This window comes from Flavobacterium sp., assembly GCF_044368625.1.
In the GTDB taxonomy this organism is placed as follows: domain Bacteria; phylum Bacteroidota; class Bacteroidia; order Flavobacteriales; family Flavobacteriaceae; genus Flavobacterium.
Map to the genome: position 1 here is coordinate 1 of NZ_JBIPPD010000030.1, position 21,688 is coordinate 21,688.

The window sequence follows — 21,688 nt, forward strand, 5'->3', positions numbered from 1 at the left end:
GACAAAAAAGATTGTAACGCAAAGCCCGACCCGTAGGGGAACGCCCAAAATAATTTATCATTAAGGATAATTTTAAAAGATTGATTAAATCGAAAGCCCCCCAAGTGAACGCTTCGGGGGTTTTTGGTTTAAGCAATTTTGATAATTTTATAAATTAAGAACGTTGAATTAAAAACTTTTTACTTAATCCTTATAAAATTTAAGTGACCCCGAAATACCCCCACATCGACAACAGTGATGATTTCTGGTAATATTTGTAAATGGGAGAGGGTATTATACTACAAGGAATAACGTTTTTCGACTGTAAAAGGAGTATGATTCGGAAACTATTCCTTTACCGGAATTGCGGCAATCAATTTTTTTGTGTACGCCATTTTGGGATTCGCATAAATTGCATCGGCGTCATCGATTTCCTCGATTTTTCCTTTGTTCATCACAAGCACCTGGTCGCTCATGTATTTAACAACCGATAAATCATGCGAAATGAAAATATAGGTAAAACCAAAATTTTCCTTTAACTCGTTCAGTAAATTCAGTACTTGGGCTTGAACTGAAATATCCAATGCAGAAACCGATTCGTCGCAAACTATTAATTTGGGTTGTAAAGCAATAGTTCGAGCAATGCCAATTCGCTGCCGTTGCCCTCCCGAAAATTCGTGTGGATACCTATTGAAATGGTCTGCTCCAAGTCCTACACGCTCTAAAATTTCAATGGTTTTGGTTTTACATTCGGCATCAGAGGCATACAATTGATGCACTTGCATCGGTTCCATAATGGCTTTTCCTACTGGTACTCGTGGATTCAAGGAAGAATACGGATCTTGAAAAATAATTTGAATTTCGCGTCGCAATTTTCGAAGTTCGCCGCCGTCGAGTTTTGTGATGTCTAGACCACGGTACAAAATGGTTCCCGCTGTTGCTTTGTCCAATTGCAAAATAGCATTGCCCAAAGTCGATTTTCCACAACCCGATTCTCCTACCAATCCCAAGGTTTCGCCTTCATACAATTTGAAACTGACGTCGTTTACGGCTTTAAAACTAATATTTTTCCCAAAAATTCCAGTTGAAGAAAAATATTCTTTTTCCACATTGATGACTTCCAAAAGCGGTTTTTCTGCGTAAATTTTTTTGTGAAATGCTGTTCGTTCGGCGTTTGTAATAACTTCTGAAGGTACTCTTTCAGTAAGAAAATCTTGAATCGTTGGCAGCCGTTTCAACCGAACATCAAGCGAAGGTCGAGAACTAATCAAGGCTTTGGTATAAATATGGGTTGGATTTTTAAACACTTTAAATACCGTTCCTTGCTCCACAATTTCGCCTTTATACATGACTAAAACACGGTTGGCAATTTCAGAAACAAGTGCTAAATCATGCGAAATAAACAAAATACTCATTTGATTTTGTTGCTGAATTTCTTTCAAAAGCAAAATAATTTCTTTCTGAACCGTTACATCTAAAGCCGTGGTAGGTTCGTCGGCAATTAAAATTTGGGGTTTGCAGGCAATTGCCATAGCAATCATCACCCGCTGTTTTTGTCCACCCGAAATTTCGTGGGGATATTTATTAAAAATGATTTCGGGCTGGGGTAATTTGACTTTTTCGAAGAGCGAAAGCACTTCTGTATTTGTCGCTTTTTTAGATAAGTTTGTGTGCTGTTTTAAAATTTCAGCAACTTGAGCACCGCATTTCATCGAAGGATTCAACGAACTCATCGGCTCTTGAAAAATAATCGCAATTTTTTTACCACGAATTTTCTGAAACGATTTTGCGTTTAAAGCCGTGATGTTTTCGCCTTCAAAAATGATGGAACCATTTGAGATTTTAGAAATGTTTTTGGGCAACAAACCCATAATCGCAAGTGAGGACACCGACTTTCCGGAACCGGATTCGCCTACAATTCCGAGAATTTCGTTAGGAAATAACTCATAGCTAATTTTGTGGATCACCGGAATAAACACTTTTTCTTGCTGAAAAGCAATTTCCAAATTTTCGATTTTCAGCAACGGTTGGCTCATTGTGTAAAAATAGGAATTTTAAATGTGTATTATTTCATCGTCCACTAATAAATCTTCTCTTCGAAAACGCAGAAAAATTTGAGCCACGGCTATCGTGTCCTTTTCGCAATACGTGACAATTCGGTCGATGTCTTTTTCAATATAATATACATGCCCGACCTGACTTCCATCGATATCCCCTTTTGGTGAAGGAATACCCAAGACTTTGGTCAATAATTTTAAAGAAGTGAAATGTTTGTAGTCGCCGAATTTCCACAGTTCTAACGTGTCCAAATGGGGTACTTCCCAAGGTTTTTTGCCAAACAAGTTCAGCTTTTCAGGCAATTTTATGTTGTTAATAATCATCCGTCTTGCAATAAAAGGCAAGTCAAATTCTTTAGCATTGTGTCCACACAAAACATGTTGAGGCAAGTTGAAATGATTGTTCAACAAATTACTGAAATCGTGTAAAATTTTAGCTTCTTCCCCAAAAAAAGAAGTCACTCGGAAATGTCTGATGTCACTTTTAAGCGTAAAATAGCCCACTGAAATGCAAATGATTTTTCCAAATTCTGCCCAAATTCCAGCTCTTTCGTAGAAATCTTCGGCTGAAATATCGTCTTTTCGTTGGTACTGCGTTTTGTGTTCCCACAAACTTTTGGTTTCATCGTCGAGCGAATTGTAATCGCTGGTTTCAGGGACTGTTTCAATGTCTAAAAACAGGATGTTTTCAAGGCGAATTTTCTCGATCATACTATTCGATTTAAATGGTTTATAAATTTCAACGGCTTTTTTATCGAAAATAAAGATAACTCTTTTTAGTTTTGAAATAAACAACCTGTCAAACAATTATCTTTTCAAAGAAAAATGTGATCTGAATTCTTTTGTGATTCCTCCTTCTTGATAGGTAATAGTAAACCAGTAGTCGTTTGCAGGAAGATTTTGGCAGATGTACGTTCCATCCCACCCGGATTCGGTCGCATTCATTTGTTTGATAAACCTCCCGAATTGATCAAAAATCGAAATCTTTGAAACCGAAACATTGCCAATCGAGGTAATGTTCCAACTGTCGTTGATTCCATCGCCATTTGGTGTAAAAAACCTTGGATAATCTACAATTAGAACTTCTTTACTCAAAACACCGCAACCTTCTGCGTCACGAACTGTGAGTGTGTGAACTCCAGCTGCAACATTTTCAAATTCGTTGCTGTCTTGAAAAGGACCAAAATCCAATTGGTATTCATAATCTGCCGCTGGTGCAGCAGTAATTATAATAGTTGGGTTATCGGCAAAAAATCCGCTTACGTTGAAAGTAAAGTCGGTTGCAGGAGCCGATTGTCCTACATTGGCAAACGCCGATGCTTGACAACCCGTAACAATATCGGTTATGGTAACACTGTATTGTCCGGAAGTATTCACTTCGTAGAAACTGTTTGTAGCTAAAGGAATAACTCCAATTCCATCGAACCATTCAAAAGTGAATTCTGCTTGGTTCAATCCGGTACTTAATAAAAAAGTACGTGTTGTAGTTAGAGTAAGTGGATCTACACAGATTTTTCCGTCTTGTAGGTTTACTGTTGGAATTGGATTTACAATAATCGTTGCGGTACCGTTTAAGTTTTGAGAACAAGTATCGGAGTTGTTAAAGGAAACGCTTACGAGTTCAATTACGGTAGTTTCGGTTAAAACTCCGGTGTCTAATAGCGCTAGTCCAACGGGATTTAAAGTAATGGTTTGTGTGCTTCCGCCATTGATGGTATAGGTTACAATGGCTTCGGGTGTGCCATTAAATATAATTTGTCCACTTTCGCCTTCGCAAATAAAGGAAGGAGTACCGGCAATAATAGTGGCAAAAGGTATTGAATTAACAAGCAATGATGCAGTAATAGAGGTAACAGTTGAACAAGCGGGACTTGTGATTTCGCAATAAAAATCGCCGTTATCCGCTTGAGTTATGTTGGGTATTATAAGCGTACTTGAAGTGCTACCTGCAATAGCTGTAGTGCCTTTAAACCATTGATATGTCAGATTTGTTCCCCCGGCTACAACAGAAAAAGTGGCTGTTTCTCCCACACAAACTTCTTGGTTTTGTGGTTGAGAAGTGATTGCTGCAACTTGATTTACCGTAACTTGGGCTATATTGGAAACAAGAACGCCACACGAGCCTTGGGTAACTTGAACGGTATAACTTCCGGCATCAGCAAGTGTAGTGTTACCGATGTTTAAAATAGCACTTGTTTGTCCGGCTAAAAGCGTTGTGCCTCTAAACCATTGGTAAGTAACTGCTGTACCTGTTGCATTAACGCTTAGATTTAAAGGTTGTCCTTCGCAAATGGTGGTGTTTGCTTGTGGATGAGTTGTAATTGTTGTTACGTCGGCTACTACTAATGCAACGGTGTTTGATTCGAGGGGTAAGCCGCAAATTCCCGTTATAACAACGCGATAATTGCCTTCGTCTGAATTTGATACAGAAGCTATAGTGAAGCTGGAATTGGTAGCTCCTGCAATTGCTGCACCATTAAAAAGCCATTGATAGGATAAATTTGTACCCGTGGCTGTTACATTAAAGGTCACTGACTCGGAAACGCAAGCTTCAGTACTTACTGGTTGTAAAGTAATACTCGGATTTTGATTGATGCTTACAGTTACGCTGCCATTTAAAGTTTGTAAACAAGTAACTGCGTTTGTTGCCTGTACATTTTGTAAATTAAAAGTAGTTGGAGTTACTAAAGTTGGTGTTGTAAACGTACCAAATCCAGACCCATTAATGGGCACTTGGTAATTGTTAGTTCCGTCGGTAAAATTAACTGTTGAGTTGGCTGTTCCGGTAAATAACAAGGTTGCTGTCTGATTGCTACAAATAGAGGAAGAACTGGATGAAAAACTAGCGGTTGGCAATTGAAAAACGGTTAGGGTCACATCAAATGGTGTACCAGAACAACCGTCATTTTGTGGGGTTACCGTATAAGTAACACTTCCCGAAAAGCCATTGCTAGTGAGTGTTTGATTGATGCTTGTACCGGTTCCATCAGTTGCTCCAGTAACAGCGGTACTGGCTACAACCCAAGTAAAAGTGGTGCCTGCTAAATCCGATTCTAGATTTATAGCAGTGTTTTCGCCTGAACAATAATTGACACTACCGCTAAAACTTCCAATAGGTTTTGGTTTTACACTTGCAGTAACAGCGGTACGAGAAGAACTCAAACATCCTGTAGTTGGGTTAACAACTTCTGCATAAAAAGTGCCTGGACCTAAAGGCGAGTAGGTAATTGATGCCGAAAGTAATAAAGTTCCACCAATTGGTTGACTGTACCAATTTACAATATGACTTGGATTTGAAGTTACAGAAATTGATGGAATTGGGTCTCCTGCACAACTCGTTACATCACCAGTACTAACTGCGGGAGGCAATGGAGGTAATACAGCTACTGTAAAAACATTGGATACAGTTGAGCAAAACGGAGAGTTGATGTTGGCAATATCCTGTGCTATTTTAGTTCTGAAATATGTAGTATTAGCAACACCAGGTGTGGTAAAGGAAGCACTGTTTTGTCCCAGAATATTAGTCCAATTTTCGTTATCAGTGCTCGATTGCCATTGATAGAAGTACGAAGATGTACCTGATGTACTCGCATTTAAAGTAACGCTCGCATTGGTGTCACAAGTGGTGAGAATATTAGTCGGATAACTTGGATTTGACACGGTAGTTAAATCGCCACAAGATTTAAAAGCAATATCGTCGATGGCTAAATCGTTTCCGCAACCACCCACACCATTATTTTTCATAATTAAAACTACCGAAGTTTCATTTCCAGTAGTAAAAACCAAAGCAAATTGTTGCCACAATGGCGAAGTACTTCCAAATATATTTCCTGTATTTCCAGAGCTAAGAAGAACCGTTTGCGTGTCATTCCAAATTTCAAATCGAACATTGATTGGAATTTGATTGTTGGTACAAACATTTGAAAGGGGATTATAAACATTCATCACCCAAGCTGAAAATTCAAAAGTGGTATTGACACATAATCCTGAAACGGTTCGTTTATAAAATTCTCCAGAAACATTGTTATTGGCATTTACAATCAAGCATTTTCCATTGATTCCGTCTGTGGCATCCGCACTGTGGTCGGGCGAGTTGTGCCACGAACTGTACAAGCCGGTATTGAAGTTCAAAGTATAAAAGCCATCGTTAGGAGCTCCAGTAACAAAAGGATAGGTAGTAGTTCCAGGAGCCAACGGAGGTCCAAAAGTAGTGCCATTTCCAAAACTTTCGGTGAAAATTGCATCACCGGTACTACCGCCACAAAAACCCAGTTGACCGTAAATAACGGATGTTGAACACATTAAAAAAGCAATTAATACCTGTTGAAAACTATTCATTAGAAAGAAATGAAATGTTATTAAAATATATTTTGACAAATATAATGTAAAAAAACGCAAGAAAAATACCGTTTATTCCTGCATAATTTATGAAATAGGTATTGCAGATAACGGTTTTACTGAAATTAAAGTAGGGATCAAAAGTTAAAGTTGAATGGACTTCAAAATAAGGTTTTAAAGTGCCAACATTTTATAGGTTTCTTCTATGTAAACAAAAAAGTCATCGCTATGTGGTGTTCCATTAGTTGTTGGCGCATTTTGGTGTCCCAATCGCACAATAATCAGGTCATCTTCCGGGATTACTATAACGTATTGACCCAAATGTCCTCGCATATAAAAAATGTTCTTGTTTTTGTAATCACTCAGCCACCAGCCGTAACCGTATTCAGGCGAATCTACAAATCGTGGTCGGGTAGATTTAGCCACAAAAGCGCTGTCCAAAATTTGAACTCCGTTCCATTTCCCGTGTTGCTTGTACAACTTCCCAAATCGGGCAAAATCACGTGCATTACTCGCTACACAACAATAGGCTTTGACGATTCCGTCTTCGGAGTCGGTTTGCCATAAGGCTCCATTTTCAGCACCCATTGGTTTCCAAAACGATTCGGAAACGTATGTAGCCAAACTTTTTCCTACCGCTTTTTCGATACACATGGCTAACAATTGCGTGTCGCCACTCAAATATTTATACGATTTTCCAGGTGTAGTTACGCCTTTTAAACCCAAAATCACACTTTTCAAATCTTCGTCAAAATAGGCTCTCGTGGTTATCGAAAATGGACTGTAATAACTCTCGTCCCAATTTAATCCCGACGACATTGACGACAAATCGCCTACGGTCAACTGCGACGAAAAGGCATCATTAAATGTGGGAAAAAAGTCCGAAACTTTTTGGTCTAAACCCTTTATTTTACCCTCCATAATCGCTTTTCCTAACGAAGCAGAAACGATACTTTTGGCCATCGAAAACGAATTGGATTTCGAATCTTTGGTATAATCATCATAGTAACTTTCGTTCCACAGACTGTCATTTTTAATGATTAAAAAAGCCACGGCACCAATTTTTTTATGCATGGCTTCCAGTTCAGCCGTGGGTTTAACCGAATTGTATTGTTTTGAAATCGCCCAAGGTTGTCCCACCCCTTTTTCGATTGTACGGTTGTCAAAATGCTGATAATCTTCCAAAAATGCGGTTGTATGCCCGTTTAAATAAATCGTTCGAACGGCTTTTAATAAATAATCGACATTAAAAACATACAATAAAACCACCAGTAACAGTAAAATACCAGCAAACCAAAGTAGAAATTTTTTAAGAAAACGCATCAGATATTGTTTTTGGATTTACGAATGTACATTATTTTTTTAATTTTTTGGAGCAAATCGTTCGGGCTTTTTCAGCAGTCGTAATTCCCGCTATCCGTTCTTATTGCCGCCGAAAATGGCGGCAATACCACTTCTATCGGGGCTGTTGGGGGTTTTCACATTCCTCTTGGTTTCGCTTGGAATTTGAAAAAAGGCAACTTTTCTGTACGAAAGTATTATGCCAACTCTGACGGAGCTTAAACTCCTTCCAATGTACCAAGTAGTAATTTTCTTAAAATGAAATTGAAGAAGAAATGTAATTTATTTGCTTATTAAAAAAAGTCCAACTTCGAATCTTTTTGATCATTCAACTGTAATCAATTATAGCAGTCAAAACACATCATTTGCGTCTTTGCTGCCGGAGCTTGGGGCTTGCGAGCTCATTTCTAAAACAAACTCCTTTGACTCGATGGGTTTTCATGTTCGAGCAACCATTTTTTTCGCCACAAACCACCTGCATAACCCGTTAGTGAGCCATCACTTCCGATAACCCGATGACAAGGCACTACAATCCACAATGGATTTTTGCCATTGGCGGAAGCTACAGCTCGAATGGCTTTTGTATCCCCTAATTTCTTCGATAATTCCAAATACGACACTGTTTTTCCAAACGGAATTTGTGCCAATTCCTTCCAGACGCGTTGTTGGAAATCAGTTCCTTTTGGGTTGATTTTAAATGTAAAATCCGTTTGTTTTGAACTAAAATATGCACCAAGTTCCCTAACAGCTAGCTGTAAGGTTGCAGGAATTTCCGCTGAAATTTCTTTTTCAGAATCTAAAATAGATATAGCCGAAATTCCGTTAGCGTCGCCACTAATTTGGGCTATGCCAAGCGGCGTTTTGAGGTAGGCGGTGTGCATTTTGTTTACTCGTTGTGAGAATAAATATAGGCTACTAATGCGTTAACCTCGGTATCCGACATTGCTTTTGTGATGGATAAGTTGGTTTTCATGACTTCATATTGAGTTGGATCTACAAGGGGTTGGGCATCTTTTTTCAAAAAGTTGTACATGTTTCCGTTTTTGGCTTTGTAAATTTTGACCATTTCTTGCAAACTCGGGCCAATGATTTTTTGATCGGGTTTATGGCAGGCATAACAATTTCCTTTTCCATTAAATAAAGTTTCACCGAGTTCTATTTGCTTTTGCATTTCTGAAACGTGGGTTTCAGTAGACGGCGTTTCATTTTTTTTCGCTGCATCGTTTTTGCACGAAAATAAAATTACCAGAAGTGATGTGGCTATAATTTTTTTCATGTTTGTAAAAGTGATTTTTTAGCGGTCATATATGGTATCGCTTTTATTTATTGGTTTTTATCTCACAAAAGTATAGTTTTCATCGGTGTTCGATGACCCGAGCTTGCGAACTGGCGAAGCATTTTCAATTGCTTGCGCAAAAGTGTCGTTAATGGCGATTTCATAATCGAAAGTTTACCAACCCACGTATTTAGGAGGTTCAATTTCATTTAAGTTGAGGTACACCAAAAGTTGGCCGCGGTGGTGCGTGACATGATCTTGAAGTAAATTGAGTATTTGCAATCGGGTTTTGGGTCCTGCAAAAGATGTTGCTTTTGTATCTAGCGCTTGTGGATCCGTCTTTTTAATAATTTCTGAAACTTGATCAAAAGATGTTTCTATTAAAGCAATGGTTTCTTCTTTTGAATACGATTTTTCGTCTTTCGTTTTTTCGTAAGGCTCGTCGGTGAAATAGGAGGTAGATAACCATTCCATATTTTGTTTGATATGCATCAGTTGTTGTCCAAAAGTCATTTGCCGTTCGCTAGGTTTGTAGGTATACAAATCCTCTGGCATGGCTTGAGCAACTTCTAGCAGGTAGTTTTTAGAATTGGTCCATTTTTCCAAAAAAGTTTCGGTTACTTGGTTTTGTGCTGTGGTAAGTGCGGAAACAAGTAGTAATAGAAAGGTGTATTGTTTCATTTGTAATTTGATTTTTTGTATTTGAAAATGAGGTGGCAATGTTTACTTTTTTGCGTGAGGGATTGAAGCGGAAATCCTTTTTGGGGCTTTTTTGCCCCGAAAAGATTGCAGCAAAAAGCCCGGTGCCGGAGTTTACGGAGGTACACGCCCAAAGTAAAAACACAGGTGTATTGAACTTAGTTTTTTTTGTTTAAAACTATGGCCGCTTCTTTGGCAAAATAAGTCGAAATCAAACTAGCACCCGCGCGTTTGATGCACATGAGTTGTTCCATCATGACTTGGTCGTGGTCGAGCCAACCTCTTTCGGAAGCGGCTTTGATCATGGCATATTCGCCCGAAACGTGAAAAACGGTTACGGGAATATTTACGGCATTTTTAACTTCTCGAACAATATCAAGATAGGCAATTCCGGGTTTTACCATGACCATATCGGCACCTTCTTCCACGTCCCACAAGGCTTCTTTGATGGCTTCGAGGCGGTTGGCATAATCCATTTGATAGGTTTTTTTATCTTTTGGTACGACAACATCGGCTTCTTTTGGCGCAGAATCCAATGCGTCTCGAAATGGACCGTAAAATGCAGAGGCATATTTGGCCGAATAGCTCATGATGCCCACATTTTGAAATCCGGCTTCGTCGAGACCTTGTCGCAAACGCAAGACGCGGCCGTCCATCATGTCGCTTGGTGCAACAAAATCGGCTCCGGCTTGGGCATGCGAAACCGCCATTTTTACAAGTGCATTGTTGGTAGAATCGTTTTCAACATCGCCATTTTTAATAATACCATCGTGTCCGTAAACAGAGTAGGGATCTAGTGCTACATCGGGCATAACAATCATTTCCGGGCAAGCCAATTTTATTGCTTTGATAGCTCTTTGCATCAATCCGTTTTCATTCCAGGCTTCTTTTCCGGTGTTGTCTTTTAAATCTTCTGAAACTTTTACGTAAATATTGATGGCACGAATGCCTAAAGCAAAAATTTCCTTTACTTCTTCGACCGTCAAATCAATCGATCGACGAAAAATGCCTGGCATAGAGGGTATTTCTGCCTTGTAATTTTCGCCTTCGGCAATAAACATGGGAAACATAAAATCTTGTGGACTCAATGTGGTTTCACGAACCAAGCTTCTGATGGATTCGTTGGTACGTAATCTTCTACCGCGGTTTAATGGGAACATAATTTATTTTTTTTTGAACCATTAAGAGATTGAGAAAATTAAGCTTAATGAAACTTAATTTCTTAATGGTTTAATTATTTTTATATCCAATCAATTGGATTTTCGAGGACTTTTATTAATTTTTCTTCTTCACTTCCTTTTTCAGGATGATGATCGTACACCCATTGAACGTGCGGTGGCAAACTCATCAAAATACTTTCGATTCTACCGTTGGTTTTGAGTCCGAAAAGCGTGCCTTTGTCGTGAACTAAATTGAATTCCACGTAGCGACCGCGACGGATTTCTTGCCACGTTTTTTGTTCGGGTGTGTACGCTAACTCTTTTCTTCTTTCAACAATTGGAATGTAGGCTTCAAGGAAAGAATTACCCACTTCGGTCACGAAATTGTACCAATTTTCCATTGACATTTCTTGTGTTTCTTTGCAATAATCGAAAAACAATCCGCCTAATCCTCTTGCTTCATTTCGATGTGCGTTCCAAAAATAGTTGTCGCATTGTTTTTTGTATTTCGGATAGAATTCAGGATTGTGCTTGTCGCAAGCCGTTTTACAAGTTTGATGAAAATGTTTAGCATCTTCTTCAAATAAATAATACGGCGTTAAATCTTGTCCGCCACCAAACCAAGCCTCCCCAACCCCTCCAAAGGAGGGGCTTTTTGGATACATTTCAAAATAACGCCAATTGGCATGAACTGTTGGAACCATCGGATTTTTCGGGTGAATGACTAAACTCAATCCACAGGCAAAAAAATCTGCTTCGCCTACGTTGAACATTTTTTGCATGGCTTCGGGCAATTTTCCATGTACTGCCGAAATGTTGACACCGCCTTTTTCAAAAACTTTTCCGTTTTCGATAACGCGTGTTCGTCCGCCACCGCCTTCAGGTCGTTCCCAAATGTCTTCTTTGAATTTTGCTTGACCGTCAGCGGCTTCTAATCCTGCTACAATTTGGTCTTGCAGGTTTTGGATGTATTGGTAGAATTTATTTTTCATTGTATAATTCATATAATTCCATGTCTAATGGAGATCCATTGATTGGAGTAAATTCATTTCGTAATGTTTTCTGCCAAACAAAACCATTGTTTTCAGCAACTTTTATGCTTCCTAAATTGGTTCTATGTGCAATTATTTGAAGTGTTTTCAAACCCAATTCTTCAAAAGAAAATTTAGCCATTTCTTTTATTGCAAAAGAAGTGACTCCTTTTCCTTCTCTTTCAGAACCAATGCAATAGGCAAATTCACCTATTTTATGCCTCCAATTAATCTTTTTTATAAGCATTAAACCAACTATTTTCTGATTGTTATTATCTCGAATAGCTAAAGTAAAATTTGTCTTTTCTTCTATTTCTTTAGTTTTGATGGCAATATATTCTGCCGATTTTTCTAAAGAACTATTCATTTCCAATGTTACTGGAAAAAACAATTTTAATTGTTCATTATTATCTGAAATAAACTGAAATAACTGATTTGCATCAGTTGGTTTTAATTTGTCTAATATATAATTTCCAGTATTCAAATTACTGACCGTATTCCTTTACCGCATCAATAAACGCTTTTGCGTGATCCACAGGAATGTTTGGTAAAATCCCATGACCTAAATTTACGATGTATTTGTCTTTACCGAATTCGTCGATCATTTCGTGTACCATTTTTTTAATAACAGGAATTGGCGAAAGCAATCTTGATGGATCGAAATTTCCTTGCAAGGTGATGTTTCCACCAGAAAGATATCTCGCATTTCGTGGCGAACACGTCCAATCTACACCTAATGCCGAAGCTCTACTTTTTCCCATTTCGTTTAGAGCAAACCAGCAGCCTTTTCCGAAAACAATAACGGGAGCGTCGTCTGCCAAAGCTTCTACGATTTGGTTGATGTATTTCCAAGAAAATTCTTGGTAGTCAACTGGCGAAAGCATTCCGCCCCACGAGTCAAAAATCTGAACGGCATTGACACCCGCTTTCACTTTTTCTTTTAAATATAAAATGGTTGTATCGGTGATTTTTTGTAATAAAACGTGAGCTGCTTCGGGATGTTGGAAACAAAAACCTTTAGCTTTATCAAAACTTTTTGAACCTCGACCTTCAACCGCATAACACATAATGGTCCAAGGCGAACCTGCAAAGCCAATCAACGGAACCTCGTCGTTGAGCATTTCTTTGGTTAATTTAATGGCATCAAATACGTATTGTAACGTTTCATGAACATCAGGAACAATGACTCTTTCTACATCTTGAATGGTGCGAATTGGATGCGGAACGAAAGGACCAATATCTTCTTTCATGATTACATCAATTCCCATAGCTTGCGGGATTACCAAAATATCTGAAAATAAAATAGCTGCATCGGGTGCAATTCGTCGAATAGGTTGCACGGTAATTTCAGCCGCTAATTCAGGCGTTTGACAACGGGTAAAAAAATCGTATTTGTCTCGCAAAGCGATGAATTCGGGTAAATATCTTCCGGCTTGACGCATCATCCAAACGGGTGGTCGTTGTACGGTTTCTCCTTTTAATGCTTTTAAAAATAAATCGTTTTTAATCATATTTTTGTGTTTTTTTCTTTTGTAGTTTGGAAAACCAAAAAGATTTTATTTATAAAAATGTATACATTCCATAATTACGTTTTCAACGGTGGGTTGGTTCGCAAATACGATATTATTTGTGCTGTTTTGTAAAGCTTCTGCCGTTGTTGATCCGATGCAGAAGCAAGTTTGCTTGGTGATTTTATTTTTTTTCAAAAAACTTTCCACGCCTGAGGGGCTAAAAAACAAGATGCCGTCGAAGGTTCCACTCACTTTTTGGGGCGTCAAAAGCGTTTCGTATACTTGAATTTCATTAAAAACAACTTTGGCTTTCTGTAAAGTATCAGGCAATGTATCGCGTCGTAAATTTCCGCTAAAAAAAGTAAACTTTTCTTTGTTATAAATCAAGGTGATGATTTCTGCTAAGTCGGAGGCATAACCCGTGTAAGCGATTACTTTAAAACCATTTTCTTCTAACAAGGCTTTCGTTTTCATACCTACACAAAAAACATTTTTTTGTTGAAGTAACGATAAAGTTTCGCTTGATTCCAAGTTTTCAATCAGGCATAACACCGAGTTTTGACTGGTGAAAATCAGGTTTTCGTGTACAGTTTCAATGGCCACTTTTTTTTGAATTATTGAAATTAAATCCATTTCTACGAGTGAAATTTCAGCGTCAATAAGTGGTTTTTTTTGTTCTACCAATAACTTTTTAGTAGAAAGGATGCGGATGGATTCTTTCATTTGGGTTATTTTTCGCAATCACAATAGAACGAAATGTTTTTATTTTCGCCATAAACAACCAAAATATCATCTTCCAATAAAATCGTATCTGGTTTAGGAAGCCCTATGGTTTCCTTGATAATTGATTTTTTGCCTATCAAATTGGTTTTTTCTCTTTTGCGGATAATGGTCACTAAGTTCAGATGGTATTTGTCGATTGTGTTTAACTCTGCCAGGGTTTTTCCGTGAAATTCGGGTTTTGATTTTACTTCCGAAATGGTATAATTATCGTCCAGTTGATAGTTTTCCAAAGTGGTTTTAAAGTTGATTTGCTTGGTCAATCGATCGGCTGATTCTTGTTCGGGATGCACAATGCTGTAAATACCCATAGCTTCCAATACCGTATCGTGAATAGGCGACAAAGCTCGACTTATAATTTTGACATCCGATAATTTTTTGATAATTGCGGTGGTAATTATAGCTGCACCTTCATTTTCTCCGATAGCCACAACAACTTTATCGGCATCTTTTAACGGGAGTGCATTGTACGCCAATTCATTGGTGGAATCCATACAAATGGCGTGTGAAATTTTATCTTTAACTAAATTCACTTTATCCATTTGCCTGTCTACACCAATCACTTCATTGCCTGTTTCTGTTAGGCTTAGCGCCAATGACATCCCGAAGTTTCCTAAACCAAAAACTATAATTTTCATGTTTTTTCGATTTTAGTTAATCAAAATATTTTCTTTTGGATACTCATAAAATTGGTGATTGATTTCGCGAAGCATTCCAATCATCAAGTTGAGCATTCCGATCCGACCAATAAACATTATTGCGATAATTACATATTTACTCGGTTCGGTCATTGTAGGTGTAAAATTGAGCGTTAGGCCAACTGTACTGTAAGCCGAAAAACACTCAAAAACAACAGCCAATAAATCGGTTCCTGGAGGTTCAAAAATCAATAAGGCAACAATTCCGCAACCAATTACTATTAAAGATATACATAAAATGGCAAACGCCCTCGAGGTAGATTCGCTTGTTATTCTGCGTCCGAAAATTTGAATCCTACTTTTTCCTCTTGCTACAGCAACAATGTTTAGTGTCGCTAGTGCAAAGGTACTTGTTTTTATTCCACCACCAGTTGAAGCTGGCGAAGCACCCACCCACATCAAGAAAATCATAAAAAGCAATGATGGAACTCCCATTTGGGTATAATCTACAGTATTGAAGCCTGCAGTTCTTGGTGTTACCGAATGAAAAGCGGCGGAAGTGATTTTTCCGAAATAACTGGTGTGTTCGAGCAATAAATTATTTTTTTCGGCGATGTAAAAGAACGCGAATCCACCAACCAATAGAATTAGAGTGGTTAGTAAAACAATTTTCGCATTTAATGTTAAGAGTCGAACTTTCTTATGAATGTATTTTTTCTGAAATAATTCGCGGATGTAAGTGGCAATAAATTTGTAAAAATTAAAAATGATATTGTATCCCAAACCGCCAAAAACAATAAGAAACATTACAATCCATTGCAAATAGTAGTCAAATTTAATATAACTCTCATTGAAACCATTGTAGGCCGTTGAGAAACCGGCATTGCAAAAAGCTGAAATCGAATGGAACAAAGAGAAAAATAGTTTGTCCTTGATTTCGGGTTTATCCATAATTGAAGTATAGATAAAAACGGCACCAATTAGTTCAATGAAAGCGGTAAAAGCCACAATGTTCAAGGCTACTTTTAAAACGTCGGATAAATTTTCCTGAGAAGTAAAATCTTTTACATTTAAACCTTCTCGAAAGCTAGAGCTTCCTCTGAAAAAATAAGAAAAAAATGAGGTAAAAGTTAAAATCCCTAAACCGCCTATTTGAATTAATGAAATAAGAATGGTTTGCCCAACAATTGTGAGTTCATCGGAAACATTTAAAACGGATAGACCCGTAACACAAACCGCACTCGTTGCAGTAAATAAAGCGTCTGTGAAAGTGATTGTTCCTGTGGTGGCAGTGGGAAGCATCAATAAAATGGCGCCAATAAGAATTATCACAAAAAAACTTCCAACAAAAACAATCGCGGGATTATAATATACCTCATAAATATACCGTACAAAAATCATAAGTCGGACTATGAAGTACAAAAATAAACCTACTTCCAAAATAGTTTCGATTTTAGCAAAAATTTGAAAATAGTTCAGATTGAGATTGACCAAAGCCACTACAACTGAGGTCAAAAGTAAAGTACCAAGAATCAAAATATTAAAAAAAGCAACCCGTTTTCGGCCGCTGGTCTTGTAGTAATGAAATTTAAAAATATTGAATACCAATAATGCAATACTCAGTACGATTAGTCCAATAAATTTGGGGGTTTCGTATAATTCTTTTACGCTATATCCGAAATCAAAAACCAAGAAAGTCAAGACGAATAAATCGAAAAAACGATAGATAAATTTAAGGACTGAATCTTTTTGCACGGGAAATGATTTTATTTTTTTGGCGTGCCTAATGCTATTTTGATGGATTTCATTAGTTCAGTACCGCCATTTTCTAAAACTTCTTTCGCACAAAGAACGCCAAAATTTTGATAATTTGAACGTGTGGTTTGTTTTTTAATTTCAATTTTTGTTTGTCCATCTATAGAAAGCAAGATTCCTTCGAGTTCTATCATGTCTCCCTTTATTGTTGCAAATGCACCTATTGGAGCTGTACAACCGCCTTCTAGAGTTCGAAGAAAATCACGTTCTACTTGAGTACAAATTGCGGTTTCTTGGTGATTTAACTGTGCAATTACTTCCCGGCAAAAAGAATCATTTTCCATAGATACCACTAGCATCGCACCTTGAGCAGGTGCTGGAATCATCCAATCTAAATTCAAGAAATTTTCGGGTTTTAAATTGATTCGTTCTAATCCTGCAGCGGCAAATATAGCTCCATTCCACGGATTGTCATGTAGTTTTTGCATTCTCGTGTTTACATTTCCACGTAAATCGATCACTTTGTGTGTGGGGTATTTATTTAACCATTGGGCTTGACGACGCAAACTGCCTGTGGCAATCATTCCACCGTGACTCAAGAAATCTAAATTCCCTTTGTGAATCAATAAATCCAAGTGATTGGCACGTTCTAAAACAGCCGCCTGAACAATTCCGTGTGGCAAAGCGGTTGGAACGTCTTTCATTGAATGTACGGCAATATCAATGGTGCCGTTGAGCATTGCGATGTCTAATGTTTTGGTAAAAATTCCGGTAATTCCGAGTTCGTAAAGTGGCTTGTCTAAGATGATGTCGCCTTGCGATTTGACTGCAACAATCTCGGTTGTATAACCTAAATCATTTATTTTTTTTTGAACGGTGTGTGCTTGCCAAAGTGCTAGTTCGCTATCGCGTGTTCCTATTCTAATTGTTTTCATATCATTATCACCCGATGAGAGAACTGTTGATGCAGAATTATAGTTCATTATATACTGGCTTTGGCAAAATTGCTGCTTCGGAATTCACAGTACTTATCTGAAACACTTTTTCAATCCAACCAATGCTTTCGTCTACCATTGTCTCATCATGCTTTAAATGATTGGCAAAATGTGTAGTAATTTTTTGGATAATTCTGTTGCTTATGATTTCCGCTTGGGCTTCATTGAAATCGGCAATTTTTTTGCTTTGGTAATCCATCTCAGATAATTTGATGGCATTGAGTTTTTCTTTCAAAGCGTGTATGGTTGGGGCAAATTTCCGCGCCTTAGTCCACGTTATGAATTCTTCTTTGTAGGTTTCAATGATACGTTCTGCAGCTGGAATTTGTAATTTTCTCTTCTCTAATGTTTCATCTGTCATTTCGGCCAGATGATCCATATGAATCAAGGTTACATGTTCATTTTGACAAACATTTTCATGAACGTTTTTTGGAATAGACAAATCTAAAATTAACAAGGGTTTTTTTAGATTCAAAATAGCATTATCGACAGTTGGATTTTGAGCGCCAGTTGCCACTACAACTACATCTGCTTTTTGCAATTCAAGGTGTAACTCTGCGTAATCTTTAACAATTACATTTAACTTGTTGGCAATTTTCTGTGCTTTGTCTTTCGTTCGATTGATTAAGGTAATGTGCTCGTTTTTGGTGTGTTTTACCAAATTTTCGCAGGTATTTCGACCAATTTTCCCAGTGCCGAAAAGCAAAATATTTTTTTCCGAAATGTGGGCTACGTTTTTCATAATGTAACGAACGGCAGCGAATGAAACAGATGTGGCACCGCTACTAATTTCGGTATCGTTTTTGATTTTTTTGCTTGCAACGATAACCATATTAATTAAACGATCCAAATAGGTATTGATCAATCCGTATTGTTTGGATTCAGAAAAACTGTTTTTTAATTGATTTATGATTTCAAAGTCACCTAGAATCTGGCTGTCCAATCCTGTTCCTACTCGAAACATATGGTTTACAGCTTCTTGATTTTTATATACAAAACCTACTTTCTGAAATTCTTCGACCGTACCATTACTGTTTTCGCATATTAATTTAATGAGTTGGAACGGATGTTCGGCAAAACCATAAATTTCGGTACGATTACACGTGGAAGTAACAATAAGGCTTTGAATACCTTCTTCTTTTGCTTGAAGCAATAAGTTGTTTTGGGCTTTAGTGTCTAAACTAAATTTGCCTCTGACTACTGCATCTGCTTTTTTGTAACTCAATCCAACTGAGTAAAAATATTGAGGTTTCGATAAGTTGTTGTTTTCCATAATTTACATTCTTCCAAAATGTTTGACAAAATTATAATTATGCTTTTTATAAAAGTAACGCTTAAAGGACTAATTGTGTCGCTTTAAGATATTTTATTCCAAAATGCTGTTTTCGCCGTTATTTCTTATAAATTTGCAATGAAATCAAGTCTTTGTAAAATCTTTATGTAGAACAATTCTAAATAATTTTGTGACTTGTTTCCAAGTACACTTACGAAAAAATATCGCTATGGGTTCTCAAGAAGTAATAAAAATTGAAGAAGATTTTATTTTGATTCGTTTTCAGAACGATGAAAATGAAAACATGATGGTTAAAAGGCCTGTAAATCAAGGTCTAATACAGTTTCATTTTGGGATTAAAGGCAAAGCAAAATTTGTGTTCAATCAAGGTACTTATGCTCTTGATTTGAAAGAAGAGCAGTCGCTTTTATTGTATAATCCACAAAAAGAGTTGCCTTTAAATTTAGAATTGGCGCCACAAACTTGGGTTATTTCTGTGATAATTTCTATCAAAAAATTTCACGCTTTGTTTTCATCTGAGGCCGAATACATCCCTTTTTTGAGCAGTGAAAATCAAGATAAAAAATATTACAACGATGGGAAAATCAGTCCATCGATGTCGATTGTTTTAAGTCAAATTTTTCATTTTAACTTAAATCCTTCGATTAAAAATTTGTATTACCGCGGAAAAGGTTACGAGTTATTGAGTTTGTATTTTAACCGAACGGAAGATCCAAATGCCGAACAATGTCCGTTTTTAATCGACGAAGAAAATGTTTTGAAAATTCGTCAAGCGAAAGAAATTATCCTCAGCAATATTGCCGAACCTCCGGGTTTGCAAGAATTGGCAGACCAAGTGGGTTTAAATTTGAAAAAACTAAAAATGGGTTTCAAACAAATTTATGGCGATACGGTTTACGGATTTCTCTTTGATTACAAAATGGATTACGCCCGAAAATTGCTCGATTCAGGTTCTTATAATGTGAATGAAGTGGGACTCAAAATTGGCTACAGCACCGGAAGTCATTTTATTGCTGCTTTCAAAAAGAAGTATGCCACGACACCCAAAAAGTATTTAATGGCCATAAGTACAAATACCTAATCCATTGTTTTTCGTAATTAAACAATAAACAAATAATAGTTAACTGCAAGAGTAACAAAATCTGACTTTGTTACATTTGTTAAAAACCCATAATAAAGATGAAAGGAGTATTATTAGTCAATCTTGGTTCGCCAAAAAGTCCGGATCCAAAAGATGTAAAACCTTATTTAGATGAATTTTTAATGGACAAATATGTAATTGATGTTCCCTTTTTACTGAGAGCTTTACTCGTTCGGGGAATTATTTTACAAGTTCGACCCAAAAAATCGGCTCATGCTTACAAAGAAATTTGGTGGGACGAAGGTTCGCCACTTATTGTACTTTCTGAGAGAATGCATAAAAAAGTACAGGCAAAAGTGAATATTCCCGTAGCATTGGCAATGCGGTACGGCGAAATGTCGATTGCAAAAGGACTGAAAGAATTGCACGACCAAGGGGTAACCGATGTGATGCTTTTTCCGCTTTATCCTCAATACGCCATGGCTTCTACGTTAACGATTTTGGCTTTGGCCGAAGAAATTCGCAAAAAAGAATATCCAAATATGAAATTTACCGATGTTCCTGCTTTTTATAACAAACCGGATTACATCAAAAATTTGGCAGATAAAATTCAGCATCATTTACAAGGTTATAAGTACGACCAATTGGTTTTTTCTTACCATGGAATTCCGGAGCGACACATTCGCAAAACAGACGTTACCAAATCACATTGTAAAATAGACGGTTCGTGCTGCAACACGCCTTCGCCTGCTCACGAATTTTGCTACCGTCATCAATGTTACGAAACCACACGGTTAGTTGCCGAACAGTTACAACTGCCGAAAGACAAATACATGCAAACGTTTCAGTCGCGACTGGCCGGAGACAAATGGTTACGTCCTTACACCGATACCGAAATTGACGCAATGCCCAAACGCGGTATCAAGAAAATTGCGGTGGTAACGCCTGCTTTCGTAACCGACTGTTTGGAAACCTTGGAAGAAATTGCGATGAGAGCCAAAGAAGATTTTGAAGAAAACGGAGGCGAAGAATTCTTGGCAATTCCGTGTTTGAACGACGACGATGCTTGGGTAGAAACGGTAACGAACTGGATTGAAGAATGGATTAATATGAAAATTGAAAAACTAACTTCTTGAAGTTAGTTTTTCGATAACATTGTTTAATACTGCAATCTGGTCGTCCTTAGATTTTAGCATTACTTCAAATACTTCCTTATTCGTTTGATAAAAATTATCTATTTTTTGTTGATAAACACTTTCATTGTTATTGTTGTTTTGTGTTAAGACATTTTTATCCAAATTTAAAAGATCCAGCAGAGAAACATTCAATATTTCAGAAATTTTTATCAATCTTTCAACTGATAATTTAGTTTCGCCAACTTCAATTTTCCTGTAACCACTTACGGTTATTCCAAGTTCATCTGCCATGTTTTCGAGCGACAAACCTTTCTTATCCCTTTCGGCACAAATTTTTTTTAAAATTTTAGCAGTTTCCATTTCTTTGAATTTATTAAAAGTATAATAATTTTCCGTAAAAGTAAATAATTATCCTGTATTAGGAAGCACAGAAGTAATAGAAAAATTAATTTAGCAAAAATAATTTTTTAATATTAAATAAATTAACATATAATGCATATCCGTTTTTAATCATACTCCTGTAATACTTGCTATCACTAGTCTATCGAAGATTTTCTCACCAAAATATCTGCGATTTAGCTTATAAACAAACTCGTTCAGATACAGTTGTAAGTTTT

19 protein-coding genes and 1 pseudogene are annotated in these 21,688 nt (G+C 37.2%); 2 read left to right on the top strand and 18 right to left on the bottom strand.

What is annotated here, in order from left to right; all coding sequences use genetic code 11:
• Window positions 1-326 precede the first annotated feature (326 nt).
• The 16 genes from ACIQ2X_RS04045 to hemA all read right to left on the bottom strand — a co-directional run bounded on the left by ACIQ2X_RS04045 (window position 327) and on the right by hemA (window position 18,833).
• The gene (locus ACIQ2X_RS04045) at window positions 327-2,015 is read right to left on the bottom strand and encodes an ABC transporter ATP-binding protein (RefSeq protein ID WP_396177606.1); all 1,689 of its coding nucleotides are present in this window, start codon (window positions 2,013-2,015) and stop codon (window positions 327-329) included.
• A gap of 18 nt (window positions 2,016-2,033) precedes the next feature.
• Window positions 2,034-2,747, bottom strand: a complete 714-nt coding sequence (locus ACIQ2X_RS04050) for a 3'-5' exonuclease (protein ID WP_396177608.1) — start codon at window positions 2,745-2,747, stop codon at window positions 2,034-2,036.
• A gap of 96 nt (window positions 2,748-2,843) precedes the next feature.
• Window positions 2,844-6,374: a T9SS type B sorting domain-containing protein gene (locus tag ACIQ2X_RS04055; RefSeq protein WP_396177610.1), complete on the bottom strand. Its 3,531-nt coding sequence runs from the start codon at window positions 6,372-6,374 to the stop codon at window positions 2,844-2,846.
• Between the two features lie 174 nt (window positions 6,375-6,548).
• Window positions 6,549-7,697: a serine hydrolase domain-containing protein gene (locus ACIQ2X_RS04060; RefSeq protein ID WP_396177611.1), complete on the bottom strand. Its 1,149-nt coding sequence runs from the start codon at window positions 7,695-7,697 to the stop codon at window positions 6,549-6,551.
• A 425-nt stretch (window positions 7,698-8,122) separates the two neighbouring features.
• On the bottom strand, window positions 8,123-8,596 hold the full coding sequence (locus ACIQ2X_RS04065) for a methylated-DNA--[protein]-cysteine S-methyltransferase (RefSeq protein WP_396177612.1): 474 nt from the start codon (window positions 8,594-8,596) through the stop codon (window positions 8,123-8,125).
• A gap of 5 nt (window positions 8,597-8,601) precedes the next feature.
• Window positions 8,602-8,991: a c-type cytochrome gene (locus ACIQ2X_RS04070; RefSeq protein ID WP_396177613.1), complete on the bottom strand. Its 390-nt coding sequence runs from the start codon at window positions 8,989-8,991 to the stop codon at window positions 8,602-8,604.
• Between the two features lie 174 nt (window positions 8,992-9,165).
• Complete coding sequence (locus tag ACIQ2X_RS04075; protein ID WP_396177614.1) at window positions 9,166-9,672, bottom strand: DinB family protein; 507 nt, start codon at window positions 9,670-9,672, stop codon at window positions 9,166-9,168.
• Window positions 9,673-9,848: 176 nt separating this feature from the next.
• Window positions 9,849-10,850, bottom strand: coding sequence for a porphobilinogen synthase (gene hemB / locus ACIQ2X_RS04080; RefSeq protein ID WP_396177616.1), 1,002 nt, complete (start codon window positions 10,848-10,850; stop codon window positions 9,849-9,851).
• Between the two features lie 80 nt (window positions 10,851-10,930).
• Window positions 10,931-11,842 carry an oxygen-dependent coproporphyrinogen oxidase gene (gene hemF, locus ACIQ2X_RS04085; RefSeq protein WP_396177617.1) on the bottom strand — a complete coding sequence of 304 codons (912 nt, stop codon included), beginning with the start codon at window positions 11,840-11,842 and terminating at the stop codon, window positions 10,931-10,933.
• Window positions 11,832-12,365, bottom strand: a complete 534-nt coding sequence (locus ACIQ2X_RS04090; RefSeq protein WP_396177618.1) for a GNAT family N-acetyltransferase — start codon at window positions 12,363-12,365, stop codon at window positions 11,832-11,834. Before ACIQ2X_RS04090 ends, hemF begins: the two co-directional genes overlap by 11 nt.
• 1 nt (window position 12,366) lies before the next feature.
• Window positions 12,367-13,392 (bottom strand): uroporphyrinogen decarboxylase, encoded by a 1,026-nt coding sequence (hemE, locus tag ACIQ2X_RS04095; protein ID WP_396177619.1) that lies wholly within the window; start codon window positions 13,390-13,392, stop codon window positions 12,367-12,369.
• A gap of 45 nt (window positions 13,393-13,437) precedes the next feature.
• On the bottom strand, window positions 13,438-14,115 hold the full coding sequence (locus tag ACIQ2X_RS04100) for a uroporphyrinogen-III synthase (RefSeq protein ID WP_396177621.1): 678 nt from the start codon (window positions 14,113-14,115) through the stop codon (window positions 13,438-13,440).
• Window positions 14,116-14,120: 5 nt separating this feature from the next.
• A complete protein-coding gene (locus ACIQ2X_RS04105) occupies window positions 14,121-14,810 on the bottom strand; it encodes a potassium channel family protein (RefSeq protein WP_396177622.1) in 690 nt (229 codons plus the stop codon).
• A gap of 12 nt (window positions 14,811-14,822) precedes the next feature.
• Window positions 14,823-16,565 (bottom strand): TrkH family potassium uptake protein, encoded by a 1,743-nt coding sequence (locus ACIQ2X_RS04110; protein ID WP_396177623.1) that lies wholly within the window; start codon window positions 16,563-16,565, stop codon window positions 14,823-14,825.
• An 11-nt stretch (window positions 16,566-16,576) separates the two neighbouring features.
• On the bottom strand, window positions 16,577-17,548 hold the full coding sequence (hemC, locus tag ACIQ2X_RS04115) for a hydroxymethylbilane synthase (RefSeq protein WP_396177624.1): 972 nt from the start codon (window positions 17,546-17,548) through the stop codon (window positions 16,577-16,579).
• The gene (gene hemA / locus ACIQ2X_RS04120; RefSeq protein ID WP_396177626.1) at window positions 17,538-18,833 is read right to left on the bottom strand and encodes a glutamyl-tRNA reductase; all 1,296 of its coding nucleotides are present in this window, start codon (window positions 18,831-18,833) and stop codon (window positions 17,538-17,540) included. The genes hemC and hemA overlap by 11 nt, the downstream gene beginning before the upstream one ends.
• Before the next feature lie 229 nt (window positions 18,834-19,062).
• Here hemA and ACIQ2X_RS04125 point away from each other — a divergent pair, with 229 nt between their 5' ends.
• A complete protein-coding gene (locus tag ACIQ2X_RS04125) occupies window positions 19,063-19,935 on the top strand; it encodes a helix-turn-helix domain-containing protein (protein WP_396177627.1) in 873 nt (290 codons plus the stop codon).
• Between the two features lie 98 nt (window positions 19,936-20,033).
• Window positions 20,034-21,071, top strand: coding sequence for a ferrochelatase (gene hemH / locus ACIQ2X_RS04130; RefSeq protein WP_396177628.1), 1,038 nt, complete (start codon window positions 20,034-20,036; stop codon window positions 21,069-21,071).
• On the opposite strand, the gene ACIQ2X_RS04135 is transcribed toward hemH, so the two are convergent.
• Both ACIQ2X_RS04135 and ACIQ2X_RS04140 read right to left on the bottom strand, forming a co-directional pair.
• On the bottom strand, window positions 21,060-21,431 hold the full coding sequence (locus ACIQ2X_RS04135; RefSeq protein ID WP_396177629.1) for a helix-turn-helix domain-containing protein: 372 nt from the start codon (window positions 21,429-21,431) through the stop codon (window positions 21,060-21,062). The two genes, hemH and ACIQ2X_RS04135, sit on opposite strands and share 12 nt — an antisense overlap.
• A gap of 150 nt (window positions 21,432-21,581) precedes the next feature.
• Window positions 21,582-21,688: pseudogene (locus ACIQ2X_RS04140) on the bottom strand (IS1595 family transposase); the annotation flags it as partial.

Excerpts from the sequence above, each read along its gene's own strand:
- ACIQ2X_RS04045 (WP_396177606.1), bottom strand. The coding sequence starts at position 2,015 with ATGAGCCAACCGTTGCTGAAAATCGAAAATTTGGAAATTGCTTTTCAG.
- ACIQ2X_RS04050 (WP_396177608.1), bottom strand. The coding sequence starts at position 2,747 with ATGATCGAGAAAATTCGCCTTGAAAACATCCTGTTTTTAGACATTGAA.
- ACIQ2X_RS04055 (WP_396177610.1), bottom strand. The coding sequence starts at position 6,374 with ATGAATAGTTTTCAACAGGTATTAATTGCTTTTTTAATGTGTTCAACA.
- ACIQ2X_RS04060 (WP_396177611.1), bottom strand. The coding sequence starts at position 7,697 with ATGCGTTTTCTTAAAAAATTTCTACTTTGGTTTGCTGGTATTTTACTG.
- ACIQ2X_RS04065 (WP_396177612.1), bottom strand. The coding sequence starts at position 8,596 with ATGCACACCGCCTACCTCAAAACGCCGCTTGGCATAGCCCAAATTAGT.
- ACIQ2X_RS04070 (WP_396177613.1), bottom strand. The coding sequence starts at position 8,991 with ATGAAAAAAATTATAGCCACATCACTTCTGGTAATTTTATTTTCGTGC.
- ACIQ2X_RS04075 (WP_396177614.1), bottom strand. The coding sequence starts at position 9,672 with ATGAAACAATACACCTTTCTATTACTACTTGTTTCCGCACTTACCACA.
- hemB (WP_396177616.1), bottom strand. The coding sequence starts at position 10,850 with ATGTTCCCATTAAACCGCGGTAGAAGATTACGTACCAACGAATCCATC.
- hemF (WP_396177617.1), bottom strand. The coding sequence starts at position 11,842 with ATGAAAAATAAATTCTACCAATACATCCAAAACCTGCAAGACCAAATT.
- hemE (WP_396177619.1), bottom strand. The coding sequence starts at position 13,392 with ATGATTAAAAACGATTTATTTTTAAAAGCATTAAAAGGAGAAACCGTA.
- ACIQ2X_RS04100 (WP_396177621.1), bottom strand. The coding sequence starts at position 14,115 with ATGAAAGAATCCATCCGCATCCTTTCTACTAAAAAGTTATTGGTAGAA.
- ACIQ2X_RS04105 (WP_396177622.1), bottom strand. The coding sequence starts at position 14,810 with ATGAAAATTATAGTTTTTGGTTTAGGAAACTTCGGGATGTCATTGGCG.
- hemC (WP_396177624.1), bottom strand. The coding sequence starts at position 17,548 with ATGAACTATAATTCTGCATCAACAGTTCTCTCATCGGGTGATAATGAT.
- hemA (WP_396177626.1), bottom strand. The coding sequence starts at position 18,833 with ATGGAAAACAACAACTTATCGAAACCTCAATATTTTTACTCAGTTGGA.
- ACIQ2X_RS04125 (WP_396177627.1), top strand. The coding sequence starts at position 19,063 with ATGGGTTCTCAAGAAGTAATAAAAATTGAAGAAGATTTTATTTTGATT.
- hemH (WP_396177628.1), top strand. The coding sequence starts at position 20,034 with ATGAAAGGAGTATTATTAGTCAATCTTGGTTCGCCAAAAAGTCCGGAT.
- ACIQ2X_RS04135 (WP_396177629.1), bottom strand. The coding sequence starts at position 21,431 with ATGGAAACTGCTAAAATTTTAAAAAAAATTTGTGCCGAAAGGGATAAG.